Annotated in this window: 14 protein-coding genes and 1 pseudogene; 13 read left to right on the top strand and 2 right to left on the bottom strand. The window is 58.5% G+C overall.

The window, feature by feature from the left end; genetic code table 11:
• The first annotated feature begins 17 nt into the window (after positions 1-17).
• Both RBB18_RS04170 and RBB18_RS04165 read left to right on the top strand, forming a co-directional pair.
• The gene (locus RBB18_RS04170) at positions 18-1535 is read left to right on the top strand and encodes a hypothetical protein (RefSeq protein ID WP_306110293.1); all 1518 of its coding nucleotides are present in this window, start codon (positions 18-20) and stop codon (positions 1533-1535) included.
• A 78-nt stretch (positions 1536-1613) separates the two neighbouring features.
• Positions 1614-2789, top strand: a complete 1176-nt coding sequence (locus RBB18_RS04165) for a patatin-like phospholipase family protein (protein ID WP_103762698.1) — start codon at positions 1614-1616, stop codon at positions 2787-2789.
• A gap of 177 nt (positions 2790-2966) precedes the next feature.
• Here RBB18_RS04165 and RBB18_RS04160 read toward each other — a convergent pair.
• Positions 2967-3104: pseudogene (locus RBB18_RS04160) on the bottom strand (IS6 family transposase); the annotation flags it as partial.
• 278 nt (positions 3105-3382) lie between these two features.
• A complete protein-coding gene (locus RBB18_RS04155) occupies positions 3383-4171 on the bottom strand; it encodes a GntR family transcriptional regulator (RefSeq protein WP_170067166.1) in 789 nt (262 codons plus the stop codon).
• Positions 4172-4316: 145 nt separating this feature from the next.
• Here RBB18_RS04155 and RBB18_RS04150 point away from each other — a divergent pair, with 145 nt between their 5' ends.
• The 11 genes from RBB18_RS04150 (at position 4317) to RBB18_RS04100 (ending at position 17551) form a co-directional block, all read left to right on the top strand.
• The gene (locus tag RBB18_RS04150) at positions 4317-5318 is read left to right on the top strand and encodes a TRAP transporter substrate-binding protein (protein ID WP_306110292.1); all 1002 of its coding nucleotides are present in this window, start codon (positions 4317-4319) and stop codon (positions 5316-5318) included.
• Positions 5319-5402: 84 nt separating this feature from the next.
• The gene (locus tag RBB18_RS04145) at positions 5403-5891 is read left to right on the top strand and encodes a TRAP transporter small permease (RefSeq protein WP_306110291.1); all 489 of its coding nucleotides are present in this window, start codon (positions 5403-5405) and stop codon (positions 5889-5891) included.
• Positions 5892-5894: 3 nt separating this feature from the next.
• A complete protein-coding gene (locus RBB18_RS04140) occupies positions 5895-7190 on the top strand; it encodes a TRAP transporter large permease (protein WP_103762702.1) in 1296 nt (431 codons plus the stop codon).
• A gap of 25 nt (positions 7191-7215) precedes the next feature.
• On the top strand, positions 7216-8442 hold the full coding sequence (locus RBB18_RS04135; protein WP_103762703.1) for an aconitase X catalytic domain-containing protein: 1227 nt from the start codon (positions 7216-7218) through the stop codon (positions 8440-8442).
• Positions 8442-8855 (top strand): aconitase X swivel domain-containing protein, encoded by a 414-nt coding sequence (locus RBB18_RS04130; protein ID WP_103762704.1) that lies wholly within the window; start codon positions 8442-8444, stop codon positions 8853-8855. The genes RBB18_RS04135 and RBB18_RS04130 overlap by 1 nt, the downstream gene beginning before the upstream one ends.
• Before the next feature lie 209 nt (positions 8856-9064).
• The gene (locus RBB18_RS04125; protein WP_306110290.1) at positions 9065-10813 is read left to right on the top strand and encodes a SulP family inorganic anion transporter; all 1749 of its coding nucleotides are present in this window, start codon (positions 9065-9067) and stop codon (positions 10811-10813) included.
• 661 nt (positions 10814-11474) lie between these two features.
• Positions 11475-12236 carry a GntR family transcriptional regulator gene (locus RBB18_RS04120; RefSeq protein ID WP_103762706.1) on the top strand — a complete coding sequence of 254 codons (762 nt, stop codon included), beginning with the start codon at positions 11475-11477 and terminating at the stop codon, positions 12234-12236.
• A 130-nt stretch (positions 12237-12366) separates the two neighbouring features.
• On the top strand, positions 12367-13341 hold the full coding sequence (locus tag RBB18_RS04115) for a TRAP transporter substrate-binding protein (protein ID WP_306110289.1): 975 nt from the start codon (positions 12367-12369) through the stop codon (positions 13339-13341).
• A 39-nt stretch (positions 13342-13380) separates the two neighbouring features.
• Positions 13381-13881, top strand: coding sequence for a TRAP transporter small permease (locus RBB18_RS04110; RefSeq protein ID WP_103762708.1), 501 nt, complete (start codon positions 13381-13383; stop codon positions 13879-13881).
• Between the two features lie 37 nt (positions 13882-13918).
• On the top strand, positions 13919-15193 hold the full coding sequence (locus RBB18_RS04105; RefSeq protein WP_306110288.1) for a TRAP transporter large permease: 1275 nt from the start codon (positions 13919-13921) through the stop codon (positions 15191-15193).
• 48 nt (positions 15194-15241) lie between these two features.
• Positions 15242-17551 carry a hypothetical protein gene (locus RBB18_RS04100; RefSeq protein ID WP_306110287.1) on the top strand — a complete coding sequence of 770 codons (2310 nt, stop codon included), beginning with the start codon at positions 15242-15244 and terminating at the stop codon, positions 17549-17551.
• Positions 17552-17569 lie beyond the last annotated feature (18 nt).

The following is a 17569-nucleotide window of genomic DNA, read 5'->3' as shown; positions in this document are numbered from 1 at the left end:
ACCGACCAGAGCCGCCGATGACCAACGCCAACGCTGTTTCCCTGTCCGCCAGAAACCTCGTCATCTGGGCCGTCGACACGTCCGATGACGACCCCATTCTGGCCTTTCTGCGCCAGGCCGTCGAAGGGCGGGGGGTCGTTGCCGTGGTGCGGTCCGCCTCCGCTGCCGAGGCAGGGAACGACCCGGCAGAGATGATCGCGCGGGCGGACTGCATCGTGGCGCCAAAGGGCTGGATGCCAGGCGAGGGCGGGTTGATGGATGCCGTGCCGACGCTGTTTCACGCGGCCCTTCATGCCGGGATCATGATGTTCGCCCGCGCGGGCGACGAGGACCCGGCGCAGATGCCCTGTTTCTGGCGCGGCATGATCGCCCAGAGCCGCCTGCCGCAATCCGATCCGCGCCAGTACCGCACCAACGCCGCCACCGGCATCGGCGCGCTGCTCGACAGCCTGACCGTCGTTACCGACGAGAAAGAGGCCGAGACCGGCTATGCCGCTTTCCAGACCTCGCGCGTGCCGGCTTTGATGCTGCGCCTCGAATACCAGTTGCTGATGTGGCTGACTGTCGGCCGAATTCCGCGCCGGTCCGAGCTGTTCCCGCGGGCGGGTGCCAGGAACCTCGCGCTGCAATCGGACAGCGAACTTGGCGTGTTCGACGTGGCCGGAGCGGCGGCCAAGACCGACCTCATGGCGAATGTCTATGCCCAGAAATACCGCTCGTCCTCGGTGGGCCGCTTCCTTTTGTCGGCCTTTGCCGCCATCGGCGCCGCGCTGATCGCGCTGCTCTATCCAGTTGCCCAAAGCCTGGCGTACGTGATCGAGATCGCCGCGACGATTTCCATCGTCGTCAGTTTCGTCATCGCCCGCAAGCAGGACTGGCAGGGCAACTGGCTACAACTGCGCTTTATCGCAGAGCGCCTGCGACTGGTGGACGGCCTGCCGCAGGTGTCGGGCGTTCTGCTGGCCGGCCGGCGCGACCGGATCGACGAGCAGACGGGCTGGCCCGAGCTGCTGATCGACCGGATCGCCCGGCAACGGCTGGATGTGGAAGCACTATGGGCACCGGGCTGGCAGGCGGAATTCCTGGAGCGGCTGAAGACGCTGACCCGCTCGCAGATCGACTATAACCGGGCCGTCGCCCACCAGCTGTCGCGGATGGACACGCGGCTGGGTGCCGTTGGGATCGTGTTCTTCGTGATGTCGATGAGCCTCGCGGCCACGGCGCTGACGCTCAACTTCACCGCGCCCGAACTGCTAGAGCAATTCCGCGTTCATATCGCCGCCGCGCTGGCGTTCTTCCCCGCCGCCGGTGCGGCACTTTTCGGCATCCGCGTGCAGCTGAACTTCAAGTTCGAGACAATCCGCGCGAAACAGGCATTGCAGCGGCTGGGCACGCTTGAGGACGATATGAAAGAGACCACCGACATCGCGCCGGTCGCGGCACTCGGCCTGTCCTGGCGCCTGGTCGATATTCTGAGCGGTGACCTGCAGGCTTGGAAAGGCGCCCAGACCGCGCGGGCCATGGACCTTCCCTGACCGCTCGCGGCGCGCCTTTGCGTTGACACGGGCGGCGCGGTGCGGTCGAAATCAACCGGAGCAGTCCGAGGAGCAGGCATGCAGACCACGAGCCAGACCGAGGCGGCCCCGGGCCGCGCCCGCGCGATCCTATCGCTGGACGGGGGCGGCGTGCGCGGCACCATATCCGTGGCGTTTCTCAAGCGCATCGAAGCGTTGCTGCGCGAGCGCGACGGCACGCCCGATGCCCGGCTGTGCGACTATTTCGATCTTGTCGGCGGCACCTCGACCGGCGCGATCATCGCCACGACGCTCAGCCTCGGCTACGAAGTGCGCGACATCGAGATCTTCTATCACGAGCTCGCCCCGCGCGTTTTCCAGAAGTCGCGCTTCCGCCTGATCGGGCTGCAGGCGGTGTTCAACGAGCGCAATCTGAAACGCGAGATCGCCACGGTCTGCGGTGACCGCACGCTGGGCACCGAGGACCTGAAAACGCTGGTCGCCATCGTGATGAAACGCATGGATACCGGCAGCGCGTGGATGTTGATGAACAACCCCGAAAGCGCGTTCTGGGAAACCCCCGCCGATGGCAGTTTCATCGGCAACAAGCATTATCGGCTGGGCGATCTTGTCCGCGCCTCGACAGCAGCACCGCATTACTTCGCCCCCGAGGCGATCTCGATCATCGACGCGGAGCCGCCCGGGCTTTTCGTCGATGGCGGGGTGACGCCGCACAACAATCCGGCGCTGGCGCTGATGCAGATGGCCTTCGTCAAGGGCTATGGCCTGAACTGGGCGCCGGGGACCGACAACCTTCTGATCGTGTCGGTGGGCACCGGCACGTTCCGCCCCACGCTCGATGCGGTGCGGGCTCGGCGTATGGCCGCGGCGGGGCTGGCGATCAAGGCGCTGGCCGGCATGATCTCGGACGCGGGCACGCACGTCATGACCCAGATGCAGATGCTCGGCTGCACTGACACACCATGGAAGATCAACTCGGAAATCGGCGACCTGCAGGACACGTCGCTGCTGCCCGAACCGCTGTTCACTTTCCAGCGTTACGACGCCCTGCTGGAGCATGACTGGCTTGAGCGCGAACTGGGCATCAAGCTTAGTGACCGGGCGCTTGAGACCGTGCGCAAGATGGAAGATCCAAGCGGAATTTCCCTGTGTCGCGAGATTGGTGAGGCTGCGGCTGAAAAGATGGTCAGTTCGGAGCATTTTCGTCTGCTCACAGGCAGGGCAAACGTCGAGACAAACACGGCGCGCACATAAAGCGATTGGAAGTCAAAGTCTGCCCAAAGGTGTCTCTTCATAAGGGACTTTTGCATTCATCCGGAGAGTGTAAGTAAAAGATCCGGTGTCACCAGAAGTTATGCCGCGGCGTTGAAGAGGCCGTCGATGAAGGCAATTTCGCTCATGACGCCTGGTTGCTTGTGATGGGCCCTTTGCATTGACCGTGATACCTCGCTCCGCAAGCATATCCCATATGTCCCGGTACGAAAACGGGTAGCGGCAGTACCAGCGCACCGCCCGCAGGACGACCTCGCGCAGAAACCTGTGCCGCTCGAACGGGTTACGCCGGATCATCGCTCCCTCCTTAGCTAGGGTAGAGAGTTCTCTGATGTCCCAACGGTTGATGCAACGGCCCCGCCTCATACGAAGCGAACGTGAATAAATCACGGCCTTGATTGCCCAATGTTTGAAAATCGCTAAGCGTGCCGGGAATTTCGGCAATACTGCCGAAGAATTAACACGTTGGCTTTACCATTAAAGTACTTTTATATCATATGTTTATGAGGTGAAAATCTAACGCTGCCCAGCCACTCTAGCTCTCCCGCTAAAGGGTGCCTCTATACTTTTCGAATTCATGCGGTTCTGATTGCAAAGCCCAAATCCAGAACGCCTTCACCCATGGGCAAATAGAAATCCTGGTAATATATCGCCTCGCCAATCAGTGGGAATGACAGCACGTTCAGCACCGGAGAGATACCTCCGGCTGGAATGCCACAGCTCTGTGCTACGTGATCCGGAGTCGGCACAAAACTGAGTCGTTGGCGGACCTTTTGGGTCGGCGATTTGTATTTCGCCGCTATCAGTTTTTTGAAGTTGAGCCCATTCAACTTGTCCTGCGGCAATTCGAGAAACTCGGGGAATCTAGAAGTCAACGCGTAGAATTCCGAATAAACATTGATCCCGCCGCTTAGAGCGAAAATGCGGTCTATTTTTGTCACGCTACCGCCGGTCTCGCCTAGCTCTTCATTCCAAGGCCCCTGCTCGAAAATTTCTTTGCGCGATACGATCCGAGTGTGCAGTTCAAGATATTTGTCCGGGCTGTCCTGAGAGGCGACGTAGCGTATGTGCCATGGATCTGAGAGTCGACCATCGAGATCGACGACGACCGAACCGCTACCTCGACGGCGGTCGATAAGACCGTCGCTTGATAAACCGCGCAAAGCTCGCTGCACGGTGCCGAGACTGCACGGGGTATAACGCGCCAGTTCGGCCTCGGTAGGTAACCTCATGCCGGTCAGCCAAAAGCCTTCTGCAATGGCCAGAGTAAAGGCTTGTTTCAACCGCTCATGCTTGGGCTGATTGCTGTCATCGTTCCAGTATCGGTCAATGAAGTCTTCAGTATCATTTGGTTTCGATCGCAAAAATGTCCCTTTCTTCAGTGGGTTGGATGAATCTCATCAAATTATGACAGAGAAACATTGACCAGGCAAGATTACTATGATGTTTTTACTATATAGCGCTTTCCTGAAAACTGGATGGCTGCATTAATTTCTGGGAGGAGAAATCATGCTTAATAACTGGATCACTGCAGCGGCTACAGCTGCCGCAATTGCGGCGTGCGGCAGTGCCGTGTCGGCGTCGGAACGACTTTCCCTGTCCACCTGGGGCAGTCCGAAGCACTATCAGGTCGAACAATTCGTTCCCAAGTTCGAGGAACTGCTTGACGAAAAATCCGGCGGTGAATTTCGTCTTAAGACATTCGAGGCCGGCGAGATGCTGAAACAGCAATTTGTGGCCACGGCAATTCCGCAGGGGACAATGGATATCTCCCTGACCACTCTCGACAACTGGTCGGGCCGGATCTCGGACGTGGGCATCCTGACGACACCGCTGTGGGATCACTCGATGGAGTGGACGTTGGAGAACCTGAAGCCGGGCATGCCGGTCTTCGAGTACTTCAACGATCAACTGAAGGACGAGGGTGCTGTTCTTCTGGCTATGTTCGATATCGGCGCGCCGGTGGTCAGCACCAATTTCGCCATCGATGGGCCGGAAGCTCTAGAGGGTCGCTCGATCCGGGCCTATTCGAAGGGGTCTGCGGAACTTCTGCAATCCCTGGGTGCCGTGCCGACGATCTTGGGGGTAGGCGAGATTTATTCAGCTTTGCAGCGCGGTACGGTCGAGGGTGCAATGGGCGGCCTTGGCGGTGCCGTTGGACTGAAGCACTACGAGGTGACGTCGAACATGTTTGTACCGAATGGCGTCATGGGCACCCTGATCCACGCCTACGTCATGAACCGCGATAAGTTTGAGTCCATGTCGCCCGAGAACCAGGAAATCGTGATGGAAGCGGCGACTGAGGCGCGCGACCACATGCAGCAATACGCGATCGACGCGCTGGCGGATCTGCTGGACGAGGTGCGTGAGAACGGCAACGAAGTCACGGTCGTCGAGCCGGATAGCGAGATGTGGAACGCTTTCGCGGCACAGCTTGAAGCACTGACGGACAAGGCGAAAGAGACCTATTCTCCCGAAGTGCAGGCAGTCGTTTCCGGCGCGGCAAACTGAATACGCAAGGCGGGCTGCAGGGCGGCCCGCCAACCCATCACCCAAGAATTTTACCCTTTTTGCGACCTTGCGGAGGTAAGGCCCATGATAAGACTCGCCCAGATGATCGGCTTAGGCATGACCTATGTCTCGCTGGCCCTGATGATATTGCTCAGCGTTCCAATTGCCTATGAAGCAATCGCGCGCGCCTTTGGCGCTCCAACGATTTGGGTCTTCGAAACCACGCTCTACGCATTCATTTTCCTTGGTTTCATGGGAAATGCGTTGGCAGTGAAGTCCGGTGCGCATTTTCGCGTCACTCTGCTTAAAGACGCAATGCCGCATCGTGCATGGCTCTTTAATCTGATCGCGGATCTTTCGACTTTGGTCTTTGCGCTGCTGATTATCGCCGCTGGAGCCTACTTCGTCGCCGACCTAGTCAAAAACGAAGTCGTCTCGGCCTCGCTTTTGGAGGTTCCGCTGTGGATTCCCGCGCTTGCGATCCCGCTCGGAGGCTTCGGTCTCTTCCTGCAAACTTTGGTGAAGGTCATGCAAGGCGACGGCGATCTCGACCTGCATCTGTCGGGGGACTGAACAATGCTTCAAGACTTCTTTTACGATTATGCCGGCTATATAGCGATCTTCCTGCTGTTCTCTTGCATGCTGCTGACCATCCCGGTCTTTGTGTCTATGGGGTTGGCGGCATTTGGCGCAGCCTTGCTGATTGAAGACCCGTTCCTGGCTTTCAAAACGCTGATCAACACGGCGTGGCAGGGGGCGTCGATCTTCGAACTCATTGCTCTGCCGCTGTTCATCTTTACCGGGACGATCATGCAGAGAACTGACGCAGGGCGCGACTTGTTCGAGGTGACGAAGGCCTGGGCCGGGTCGATCCCGAACTCGCTGGGCGTGGCGACGATCATCGCCTGCGGTATCTTCGCTGCAATCTCCGGCTCTTCCGTGGCAACTGCAGCCACCGTCGGACTGGTCGCCATACCGCTCTTGATCGAGGAGAAATATGGTGAGGCCCGCGCCGGCGGTTTCGTTGCCGGAGGCGGCACATTGGGCATCATTATCCCGCCGTCGATCCCGCTGATCCTTTACGGTGTTATCACCGAGACCTCGATCGGTCAGCTGTTCATCGGCGGCGTGATCCCCGGCATGATCATGATGACGCTGTTCATGGCCTACGTGTTCCTGTCGCGTCCCTCGGTTCGCATTGTGCACGACATTCCGTTCGAGGAACGAGTGAAGACGACCTTCAGTTCGCTGGGCGTGGTCATTCTGCCCGTGGTCATCATCGTGGCGATCTACACCGGCCTCTTCACCCCGACCGAGGTGGGCGCACTTAGCGTGATCTACGTGACCGTTCTGGGACTATTTCAGGGACGTCTGAACCTGAGAAAGCTCAAGGACGCGGCCTTGGCAGCTACCGCGACGACCTCGATGTTGTTCATGCTGATCGTCTTCGGCCAATACTTTGCGCACTTTCTGACGTTCGAACAGGTACCGCAATCGATAGCGTCGGCCATCATCGACAATGCAAGTGGTGTATGGGCGATTACTCTGATCATCCTGGCCTACATCGTTCTGGGCATGTTTCTAGAGAGCGCGGCGATGCTGCTTATCTCCATCCCGATCTTTTTTCCGGTCGCGATGGAGCTGGGCATGGACCCGGTAGCTTTCGGTATCTTTGCTGCCATTGCGATGGAGATCGCGCAGATATCGCCACCGATCGGCGTCAATCTTTTCACGATCCACGGCATTTCGAAGATCAACCTGTGGAAGCTGGCACGCGGTGCATTTCCGTTTCTCCTGATCCAGGTCGCGATGCTCTACCTCGTCTATTTTTTCCCGGAGGTTGTCACCTGGTTGCCGGGGCAGATGAAATAACAAACAGAACTAAAGGAGTGCAGTGATGCGCCTAACAGACGAAGAACAGGCCATGTTGGCCGGGGAGATGGGAAAGGCCCAGCAGTGGGCTATTGACCATCAGATCAAGGTAGGCGGGATGTTCGATGCCAAAGATCTGGTTCCCGTCAGCCAAGCCCATATGATGGGCGACCCCGAAGCGGTCGGTGAGGCCGGGGCGGATTTCCTCGAGGGGCTGGCCCGAGACGGTGCCAAAGCGAAAATTCCGACGATCACGGATCCGCGCGGCGTCGACCTGAGCTATTACGAGCCAATGGGTCAGACCGAAGAGATGGCCAGCCTTGAGCGCCGGATCATCGGTGCGCTGGAAAAGATGGGCGTGATGATGACCAACACGTGCATCAACTACCAGACGATCATGCCGCCGATCCGTGGCGATCACGTCGCCTTTGGCGATACTGGAGTGGTGATCTATGCCAATTCTGCCTGCGGAGCCCGGTCAAACTTCGAGGGCGGTCCTTCGGCGCTGGCCGCCGGCCTTACGGGTCGCACACCGCGCTACGGTCTACACCTCGATGAAAAGCGCCAAGCGACGCGCCGTCTGCGCGTCAGCGAACAGCCAAAGGGGCTGACCGATTGGGGTATCCTTGGCGCGGTCGCAGGCAAAACCGTCGGTTCCTACTGGGAAGTGCCGGTGATCGAGGGATTGGAAGTCGTGCCGACCTCGGACGAGATGAAGCACCTTGGCGCGGCGATGGCCAGCTATGGTTCAACTCCACTATTCCACTTGGCTGGGATAACGCCGGAGGCACCGACCCTTGAAGCGGTCGGCGGAGAAAAGCTTACAACCGAGGTTCTGGACGCCGATGCCATGAACGCGATGCGCTCGCGCTTTGGAGGCAAGGGTGACAAGCTGGACGTGGTGGTATTCGCGGCACCGCAGCTGTCGCTCGTCGAGATGGAGCAGGTGGCCTCGCTTTGCAACGGCAAGAAGATGAAGGTTCCGCTGTTCGCTTGCGCCGCTCCGCAGGTCTATCCTGACGCACAGCGCATGGGCTTCGTGGAAAAGATTGAGAACGCGGGCGGCAAGGTTCTTGTCGGCACATGTTTCTACAACGGTTTCGCGCGCGAAGTGGGCGAGGCCAATGGCTGGAAGCGGCTGTTGAGTAACTCGGCCAAGATCGTGAACATTCTGGGCGGCTACGGCTACGAGCCGGCGCTCGCAAGCATGGAAGATTGCGTATCTTCCGCAATCGCAGGGGAGATCGTCTAATGATCGTGCTGAATTGCCATAAGGGTATCGGAGAGAGCGTGCAGGGCGAGGCGCTTGTTGCAAAGGATAATTTCTCGGCGCGCTATGATCTGGATAGGATCAAGGGTGTTTTCTCGCGGCCGGACCACGCGCTTGCCGGGCAGAGCTATGACGGCAAAATCCTTGTCATGAACACGTCGAAGGGCGGCGTCGCCTCGGCCTGGATGCTGCACGAGATGAAGGCCCGAGGGGTCACGCCCAAGGCGATCCTGTTCAACACCGCCAACACGATCCTCGCTCAGGGCGCGGCGCTGGCCGGGTTGACCATGTGTGACCGGTTCGAGAGAGGCGACGTCACGGATTTGATTCAGAACGGTGATGTGCTGGAAATTGATCCCGAGGCCGGAACGGTGACGATTACCAACAGGGATTGAATTCTCCCGACACCCGTGGCTGGGGAATCCGAAGTGACATCACGTTACGTTTCGGTCCTCGCCACGGGATTGTTTCTGGCCGGCGAATAGCATCCGTCGCGGTGAGATGGGGCGGATATGCCTCGGTTGTATTCCGAGTCGTTCAGACATCTCGAAACGCCACGCTCGAACCGTGGCCGACAGACCTTTGAGGTCCGACGATTGACCCTATGAAGAGACTTTCCGTTCTACCCGCTGTGGAGTGGCTGCGTGCCAGCACTCGGTCTACTGTAAAGTCCGACATTCTGGCCGGGCTCACCAATGCGGCGATTGTTCTGCCGCAGGGCGTGGCCTTTGCCACGATTGCCGGGCTGCCGCCGGAATACGGACTTTATACTGCGATGGTGACCGCAGTTGTCGCGGCTCTATTCGGGTCTTCAATGGTGATGGTCTCGGGCCCGACGACCGCGATTTCCGCGCTGTTGTTCGCGACGCTGGACGGAATGGCAGAACCAGGCAGTGCGCGGTTCGTAGAACTCGCCCTGCTGCTGACCCTGCTCGTCGGAATCTTCCAAATCATGGCCGGTCTGGCGAGGCTCGGCGGGCTAGTGTCCTTCGTGTCTCATTCCGTGATCGTTGCTTTCACTGCCGCCGCTGCGCTTTTGATCGGCGTGAGTCAGCTTGCGGGTGCTCTGGGCGTGTCGATCCAGAGTGGCGGCAACGTCGTCGAGCGGCTGGTGCGCTTGGCCGAGTCGACGCACGAGATGAACATTGTGGCGTTGTTGATTTCCGGCGCGACCTTCGTGACGGTCGCCGTTTTCCAGACTTTTCTGCCGCGCGCGCCAGGGTTCCTTATCGCGCTGTTTGTGGGTGCCGGTCTGGCTGCGACGATAGGTGCCGAGGAAAAGGGGGTCGAGATGCTGTCGGCAATCCCCGCTGCGCTGCCGAGTTTTTCGGCGCCGCATATCACTTGGGCGGACGTGGTGCTGCTGGCGCCCGGTGCCGCGGCCGTGGCGCTGGTAGGCTTGCTTGAGGCCATCTCGATAGGACGCACCTTTGCACTACGGCGGAGAGAGAGCTTCGCTCCGAACCAGGAGATCGTGGCACAGGGACTGTCAAACACCGTTGGAAGCCTGTTCCAGTGCTATGCGGGGTCGGGTTCCTTCACGCGTTCGGGTGTGAATGCGGAGGCCGGAGCGAAAACGCCGCTGTCGGCGATATCAGCGAGCCTGTTTTTGGCAGCAATCCTCGTAGCTTTCGGAGGCTACATGACGGTCATTCCGAAACCGGCGATGTCAGGTTTGATCCTGTATGTCGCGTGGCGGTTGATAGATCGCAAGGAGGTCCGCCATATCGTAACGAAATCACGGCCCGAAGCGGTAATCCTGGTGTTGACGCTGGCTTCGGGGCTGTTCCTGGAACTGGATTATGCGATCTATGTCGGAGTCATCGCTTCGCTTTCGGTGTTTATTTACGAGAGCGCGCATCCTTCGCTTCTGGTCAGCGCGCCGGTTGAGGCGGCCAACGGGCGCAGGAAGTTTCGAAATGCGGTTTTGCTGGGGTTGCCTGAATGTCCTCAGGTCGTGACCGTCCGGCTGGACGGTCCTCTTTATTTCGGATCGGTCGAGCATGTTAAGGCTGAGTGGAAAGCCATTCGCACACAACGCCCGGAGCAGAAGCACGTCATTTTTTACTTGAAGGGGGTCGGCAAGATAGACCTAGCAGGGGCGGATTTTCTGATACACGCGATCCGTGATACCCGCGCCCAGGGTGGTACGTTCCATATAGTTGCAATGTTTCCGCCCTTATTGGAATGCCTGCGTCGCTTTCACGTTATCGAGGAGATCGGCGAGGACCATCTACATATTTCCAAGGGGGATGCCCTGTCATCGGTTATAGTAGAGATATCTCCGTCAATCTGTGCTGTCTGCACCAAGCGGGTGTTTTCGGAATGTGACTACCTTCCGGGCGCAGAGTGAACTGTCACTGGGGAGTGAAAGAACTTGGGGGGCGCATGAAGGTGAAATCTCTCCGGATCAAGCCATGCCAAGTTCAGGCTGTGCTGAACCCAAAACTCTCCACCGTCGCCGCTAAATCACCTTCTGCCGGATCGTGCGACGCCGGAAATGCAAAGGCTATAGGCCGAACTTGGAGCGCGTCACTCGTTTCGGGAGGCCGCTCTTATTATGGCGTAACTGCCCTTCGTCGCGCGACAGTGCTGTCTTGATACCTGGAAGCTGATCGCGGAATTCTTCACGTACGTTCCAGTGCACGCAGGCCGGACGTGCCTTCATCAGTCCTGCGCGCGCGATGCCGAAGGTAGGCGGAGCGCACCAAAGGCAAGATCCGAGTCAGATCGTAAAGTTATATATAGGTATCAAGGGAATCTGGCCGATTCGCTCTCGTATATTCTCTGAAATTACGAATTTTCGTTTATTTGAGCTACATCAAGGAGCTTTTTCGACGGGGCGTGGCCGGAGTCTGTCAGTCTTCACGCACGAGTATCGCTTTAAAAAATTGCATATGACTTAAATTCTGCACAAATTTTGCCAGGCTTTGAGTTGGAAGGTGGTCGAAATCTATAAGAGTTTTGTGGGAATCGCGTAATACTATATAGAAGAGGGAAAAGGAGACGATCATATGCAGGAAGCTGAAGTGCGGGGGCGTCGCAAGGCCAAGTATAAACTGGCAAGTGAAATCCTTCTTGATCAGATCGAAAAAGGAGATCTGCGGCCGGGCGATCAGCTTCCGTCCGAAGGTCAGCTGGTGGCGCAGCTTGGATACAGTCTCGGTACTATACAGCACGCGTTGAGGCATTTGTCGGCAATGGGTGCCGTAGTGCGCGTGCATGGGTCCGGAACCTTCGTGTCTGGCGTCCGTCCTCCAGATGAACATCTGCGTCACTTCCGATTCAGGTCGGAAGAAAATGGCGACCTGTTGCCGGTTTTCTTCGAAACCGAGAGCATCGAGCACACAGAGGCTCAAGGCCCGTGGTCCCGTTTTCTGCAGAGCGAGTCAAAAGGATACGTCAAAATCCAGAGGCTGATAAGCGTCAACCGTGAGTTTGAAATTTTCAGTGAGCTTTACCTGCCTGCCTCGCGGTTTCCTGATCTTCTGGCGATGGAGCCGTCAGATCTCGATGGGGTCTCAGTGCGCGACTTGCTTGCCGACAAGCTGAATACGCCCACGGTGCATACTGAGCAAACGATGCTTTGCGGCACATTTCCCCCAAGGGTCACACGACGGATCAACATGCCTTTCGGTGTGACCGGTCTGACTCTGACGATCCGCAGCGAAACGTTTCGTCAGACGCCAGTTATCTGGCAGCGCGCCTTTGTTCCCCCGAGCGACCGAGAGATGGAATTTCTAGACACCGCGCCCAACCCGGCGCGGCGGAAGTAACCGCCGTGGACAAGGCGGGATTTAATAAAAGAAACGAATGTACACAACAGGGAGCTTTCCAATGTACTATCCTCCTCAAGAACGCCATCCCGCAGCATTGCGCACTTTCCGCCGGATGATCCGATCTGCCGTGGCGGTGGTCGCGACGAGCCTTGCGCTGAACGGTCCGGCCATAGCTGCCGACTTCCCGGAAATGACACTTAAGTTCGGCCATCCCTACAACGAGTCGCATCCTCTGGCGCAGGGCGCTCAGCGTTTTGCCGATACGGTACAAGAGCGTAGCAATGGCAACATTACCGTTCAGGTGTTCCCGAATTCGACCATCGGGTCGTCCAAGGAGTTGGTCGAGGCGATGCGCGTCAACGTGGTAGACATCGCGCTGGTGCCGACGACCAACGTCGCCAGCTTCTACCCCAAACTCGACGTGTTTTATCTGCCCTTTGTGTTCCGCGATCGCGAGCATGCCTATGCTGTGTCGGACGGCGAGGTCGGCCAATCCATGTTCGAGGACATGAGAGAGAAGATCGGCATTCGAACCCTTGCCATGTACGAAAGCGGGTTTCGTACAATCACCACGCGCGACACCAAGGTCGAAGCACCTGAAGATATGCAGGGCATCAAGTTTCGTGTGATCAACAACCCGCTAAACGTCGCGACGTTCGATGCACTGGGCGCGAATTCAACCCCGATGCCGATATCGGAGGTTTTCACCGGCCTTCAACAGGGCACCGTGGATGGTCAGGACAATCCCGTCGGCAATGTCCGCGCTTTCGGCTTTGACAAGGTGCAGGGCAACATCACCCTTTCGAACCACCAGTGGGCCGGGATCATGTTCCTGATCAATGACGGCAAGTTTGCGGGCTTCGACGAAGCGACGCAGGAGCTGATCGCCAGCGTCGCCAAGGAGACCGAGGCCTGGGAGCGCGAAGAGATCAATCGTGTCGAGGGCGAGTTGCTTTCAGAAATGGAAGCGGACGGTATGGTCGTGACCCGTCTGACCCAAGAGCAGTCCCAAGCCTTTCAGGACAAGATGTCGGCTGTCTGGGAAGAGTACAGCGATCGCCTGGGCCAAGACCTGATCGACGCTGTGGTGAACGCAGAGTAAGCCGGTCCGCCGCTGGAAACACAGGAAGGATTGATTGAGATGAGCGGTCTGAAAACTCTCATGGACTCGACTGAAAAACTTCTGGCGGCGGCCTGCGTCCTGGCCTTTGCGGTAATGCTGGGGCTGGGGGTGCTGACTGTGTGGTACCGGTTCGTCATTCAGGACTCGCTTTCTTTTCCTGACGAGCTGATCCGGTATCTGTTCGTCTGGCTGGTCGCGTTGGGCACGGCCATCGGGTTGCGACGCAATATACACGCGGCCATCGGGGTGTTTGTGCAGCGCCTTCCGGCGCCCTTGATGCGCGGTGCACTTGTGTTCTCGTCGCTATGTGTGATCGGTTTCCTTGCGGTTGTTTTTTACACCGGCTGGCATGCGGCAGAGAGCGCCGCGAGCCAGATATCACCGGCGATGCAGATCCCGCTGATCTGGCTTTTCGCCGCGGCCCCGGCAGGAGCGGCCTTCGGCATCCTGTTCACGCTCGAACAGCTTGTAAAACAGGCAACCCTGCCCTTGGCCGACCTGTCGGCCGACGATCACTGACGCCGTCCCGCGGACGATCCAGGTAAAGGACCAGATCATGATTATCGCATCCATATTCGTAACGCTGGTCGTGTTGATGGCGCTGCGGGTGCCGATCGCGGTGGCACTCGGTCTGGCGACCGTGGCGGGCCTTCTGGTCAGCGGCATCAACCTAGAGATCGTCGCGCTCAAGATCGTGGGATCGAACGACTCTTTCCCCTTGCTGGCGATTCCCTTCTTCATCCTTGCCGGCGAGGTCATGTCCACCGGGGGCATGTCGCGGAGGCTGGTGAATTTTGCGCAGTCGCTGGTCGGTCACATGAGCGGCGGGCTGGGCGCGGTAGCGATCTTGGCATCGAGCTTCTTTGCTGCGCTGTCGGGCTCGAACGCGGCTACGGTCGCGGCCATCGGGGGCGTAATGAACGACCCGATGACGGAGAAAGGCTATCGCCCTGCCTTCATCGCGGCAACGATTGCCGCAGCGGGCGTGACGGGGATGATTATTCCACCGTCGATCCTGCTGATCCTTTACGGTGTGGTCACGGGCGTATCGATTTCCGACCTGTTCCTGGCCGGATTCCTGCCGGGGGTGCTGATCTGTATCAGCATGCTGATCCTGAACTACCTGATGACCAAGCGCGAACCGCAGATCGAGAAGGTTCCTTTCGAGGGCGGCGGGGCAGTGCTGGCGTCGTTCAAATCCGCCTTCTGGCCATTGATGATGCCGGTCATCATCCTGACCGGGATCTACGGCGGCGTTTTTACCCCGACCGAAGCCGCCATCGTGGCAGTGGCCTATGGGCTTGTCGTTGGCCTGGCCTTTCGCGAGCTGAAGGTGAAGGCGCTTTACAACGCGTTCTTCAAGGCGGTGCTGTCGTCGTCGGTCGTGATGTTCATCATGAACAGCGCGCATGTCTTTGCATGGTTGCTGACCATTAACCAGATCCCGCAGGGGATATCGCAGTACCTTGCGGAGACCGCGAGCACACAAGTCATCTATATCCTGTTCGTCAATATCTTCCTGCTGGTGGTGGGTTGCATGATGAACGCCGCCGCGGCGATCGTGATATTTACCTCAATTCTTTACCCGGCTGCGATGACCTTCGGGATCGATCCGCTGGTGTTCGGCATCATCATGGTGGTGAACCTGTCCATCGGGACCGTCACGCCGCCGTTGGGTGTCGACCTTTTCATAGCCTCGGCGATAACCGACGTGAAGATCGAGGATATCGTCCGCAATGTCTGGCCATTCATTTTGGTGCTGACCTTCGACTTGATGTTGATCAGCTATTACCCCCCCCTCTCAACCTTCCTTGTCGAGACCTTCGGCTAGATCGACGCCTCCCAAGCTCAACAGAACAAAAAGCAAAGGACGTAATCCATGTCTGCGACTGACTCTGCCACACCCTGGACCGACATGAACAGCGGGGTCGTGCGCGACGCGATTCCCCTCGATCAGCTCGGCGCCGCGTCAATCACACCTGACGGAGATTTCGAAGCAGGCTCCTACGCGTCCTTTACCCTGACTTACACGGCCGGGCTCTACGGTATCGACGACTCCGGCAGTCTGCGAATCTGTTTCCGGTTTGCATCGGACCAGAGCAATCCGCAGTTCGACGACCCGAAGGGGGCGAACTACACTGTGGTCGAGGCGTCGAATGGCGCTGTGCTGCAGGTCAGATGGGACCCCAAGGCCAATGTGCGTCCGTGGGACCGCACGCTCTGGATCAAGGTGGTCAAGGGGTACCTGACCGAAGGCGAAACCATTACCGTGCGGTTTGGTGTGACCGATCACGGTGGCCCGGGGATGCGGTTGCAGACCTTCTGCGAGGACACGTTCGAGTTTCGCGTGTTGGCCGACCCGATCGCGACGTTCAATTTCCAGCCTCTACCGGTGCAGCCGATGATCGCGATCGTGCCCGGTGCGCCGGAACGGTATGTCGCCGTGCTTCCGACCCGGCGGCGCGTGGGGCAGGCATTTGCGTTGAAAATGAAGGGCGAGGATGCATGGGGCAACCCGTCCGACAAGTGCGATACGACGCTGACCATCGAGGCGGACGGCCAGATAGAAGGCCTGCCCGAAACGGTCAAAATGGCACGTGGCCAGCGGGCGACAGTGATCGACGGGCTGTCTGTAACAAATCCGGGCCGTGTTTCGGTCCGCCTGAAGGACGCGGAAGGCTCGGTGGTGGCCGAGACGAACCCCCTGCTGATCGAGGACACCGACCTGATCCATTTCTGGGGCGACATGCACGGCCAATCCGAGGAAACCATCGGCACGGGTTCGGCCGACCAGTATTTCAGCTTTGCCCGCGACTTGGCCTTTGTCGATGCCTGCGGGCATCAGGGCAACGACTTCCAGATCACGGATGCGTTCTGGTCTGAGCTTAATCGCCTAACCGCTACCTATGATCAGCCCGGCACCTACGTGGCGCTGCCGGGATACGAGTGGTCGGGGAACACGTCGCTCGGAGGGGACCGCAACGTCTATTTTCCGACTGACAACCGGACGATCCGACGCTCGTCCCACGCCCTGATCGAGGGCGGCGACGTAAACGGTTCGGACGCACTTACCTGCGAAGCACTGTTCGCGGACCTTGCCGACGCCGGTGAGTGGGACGTGGTGATGTATGCCCATTGTGGCGGCCGTTACGCGGACATCTCTGTTGCGCATGACGGGCGTTTCGAGCGGTCGGTCGAGGTGCATTCGTCGTGGGGTACGTTCGAGTGGATTCTGCATGACGCCTTCCGGCTGGGATATCGCGTGGGGGTCGTCACCAATTCTGACGGACACAAAGGAAGGCCGGGCGCCTCTTATCCCGGTGCCGGCAAGTTTGGAGCGATTGGCGGGTTGTCCTGTTTTCTGATGGACAAACTGGACCGCGAGACTTTGTTGGACTGCCAGCGCAAGCGTCATCACTACGGAACGACAGGTGGCGCAAACGGGCGAATGATTGTGGATCTTGAAGGCCGATTCACGGAAAATGGTCTGCTCTATCACGATGATCCATCGCTGTTTGAGAATGCTGAAGGGACCGTAGCGGATCGCGCGATGATGGGTGATATCGTGCACCTGCCTTCGGGCGAGATGGAACTGTTCGTTTCAATCGAAACAACGGCGCCAATTGAACGGGTCGACATCTTCAACGGTCTGGAACTCGCTGAGACGGTCCGGCCTTATGGCAAAGACGACCTAGGCCGTCGTATCCGGGTTCATTGGGAAGGGGCAGAGTATCGCGGGCGTTTCCGCGAGGTTATCTGGGATGGTTCAGCCGATGTCTCCGGCAACGCGGTCACCGATGCAACGCCACTAAATTTCCTGAACCGGGACAAGTCATTGGGAGTCGATGGAAATAGCTTGTCCTGGAAGGCTCTGACCACGGGGAACTACGGCGGATTTGACATATCGCTCGCCGACGAGGATTCGGGCAGCCTGAAGTTGCAGACGCCGCTGGTGTCCTTCGAACAGAAGATTGCCGAGATCGGATTGGAAGACACGATATATGACGTATCGGGCGAACTTCCGCGCTTCGTGAAAGTGTTCCGCCTGCCGGATGAAAATTCCCACCGCGCGCTGAGCTTCGCCCGCAAGATCATGCTGAAAGACGATGGGGACAATCCAATCTATATCCGTCTCACGCAGGAAGACGGCACCCGTGCCTGGACCAGTCCAATCTATGTTTACAGGTAGTTGGCGGATTGCAGGTGA

It is taken from the genome of Roseovarius sp. MMSF_3298 (assembly GCF_030733705.1).
GTDB lineage: Bacteria > Pseudomonadota > Alphaproteobacteria > Rhodobacterales > Rhodobacteraceae > Roseovarius > Roseovarius confluentis.
This window is presented reverse-complemented; position numbering and strand designations above follow the sequence as displayed.

What these genes read in the sequence shown, in the direction of transcription:
- RBB18_RS04170 (WP_306110293.1), top strand. Translation starts at nt 18, where the DNA reads ATGACCAACGCCAACGCTGTTTCCCTGTCCGCCAGAAACCTCGTCATC.
- RBB18_RS04165 (WP_103762698.1), top strand. Translation starts at nt 1,614, where the DNA reads ATGCAGACCACGAGCCAGACCGAGGCGGCCCCGGGCCGCGCCCGCGCG.
- RBB18_RS04150 (WP_306110292.1), top strand. Translation starts at nt 4,317, where the DNA reads ATGCTTAATAACTGGATCACTGCAGCGGCTACAGCTGCCGCAATTGCG.
- RBB18_RS04145 (WP_306110291.1), top strand. Translation starts at nt 5,403, where the DNA reads ATGATAAGACTCGCCCAGATGATCGGCTTAGGCATGACCTATGTCTCG.
- RBB18_RS04140 (WP_103762702.1), top strand. Translation starts at nt 5,895, where the DNA reads ATGCTTCAAGACTTCTTTTACGATTATGCCGGCTATATAGCGATCTTC.
- RBB18_RS04135 (WP_103762703.1), top strand. Translation starts at nt 7,216, where the DNA reads ATGCGCCTAACAGACGAAGAACAGGCCATGTTGGCCGGGGAGATGGGA.
- RBB18_RS04130 (WP_103762704.1), top strand. Translation starts at nt 8,442, where the DNA reads ATGATCGTGCTGAATTGCCATAAGGGTATCGGAGAGAGCGTGCAGGGC.
- RBB18_RS04125 (WP_306110290.1), top strand. Translation starts at nt 9,065, where the DNA reads ATGAAGAGACTTTCCGTTCTACCCGCTGTGGAGTGGCTGCGTGCCAGC.
- RBB18_RS04120 (WP_103762706.1), top strand. Translation starts at nt 11,475, where the DNA reads ATGCAGGAAGCTGAAGTGCGGGGGCGTCGCAAGGCCAAGTATAAACTG.
- RBB18_RS04110 (WP_103762708.1), top strand. Translation starts at nt 13,381, where the DNA reads ATGAGCGGTCTGAAAACTCTCATGGACTCGACTGAAAAACTTCTGGCG.
- RBB18_RS04105 (WP_306110288.1), top strand. Translation starts at nt 13,919, where the DNA reads ATGATTATCGCATCCATATTCGTAACGCTGGTCGTGTTGATGGCGCTG.
- RBB18_RS04100 (WP_306110287.1), top strand. Translation starts at nt 15,242, where the DNA reads ATGTCTGCGACTGACTCTGCCACACCCTGGACCGACATGAACAGCGGG.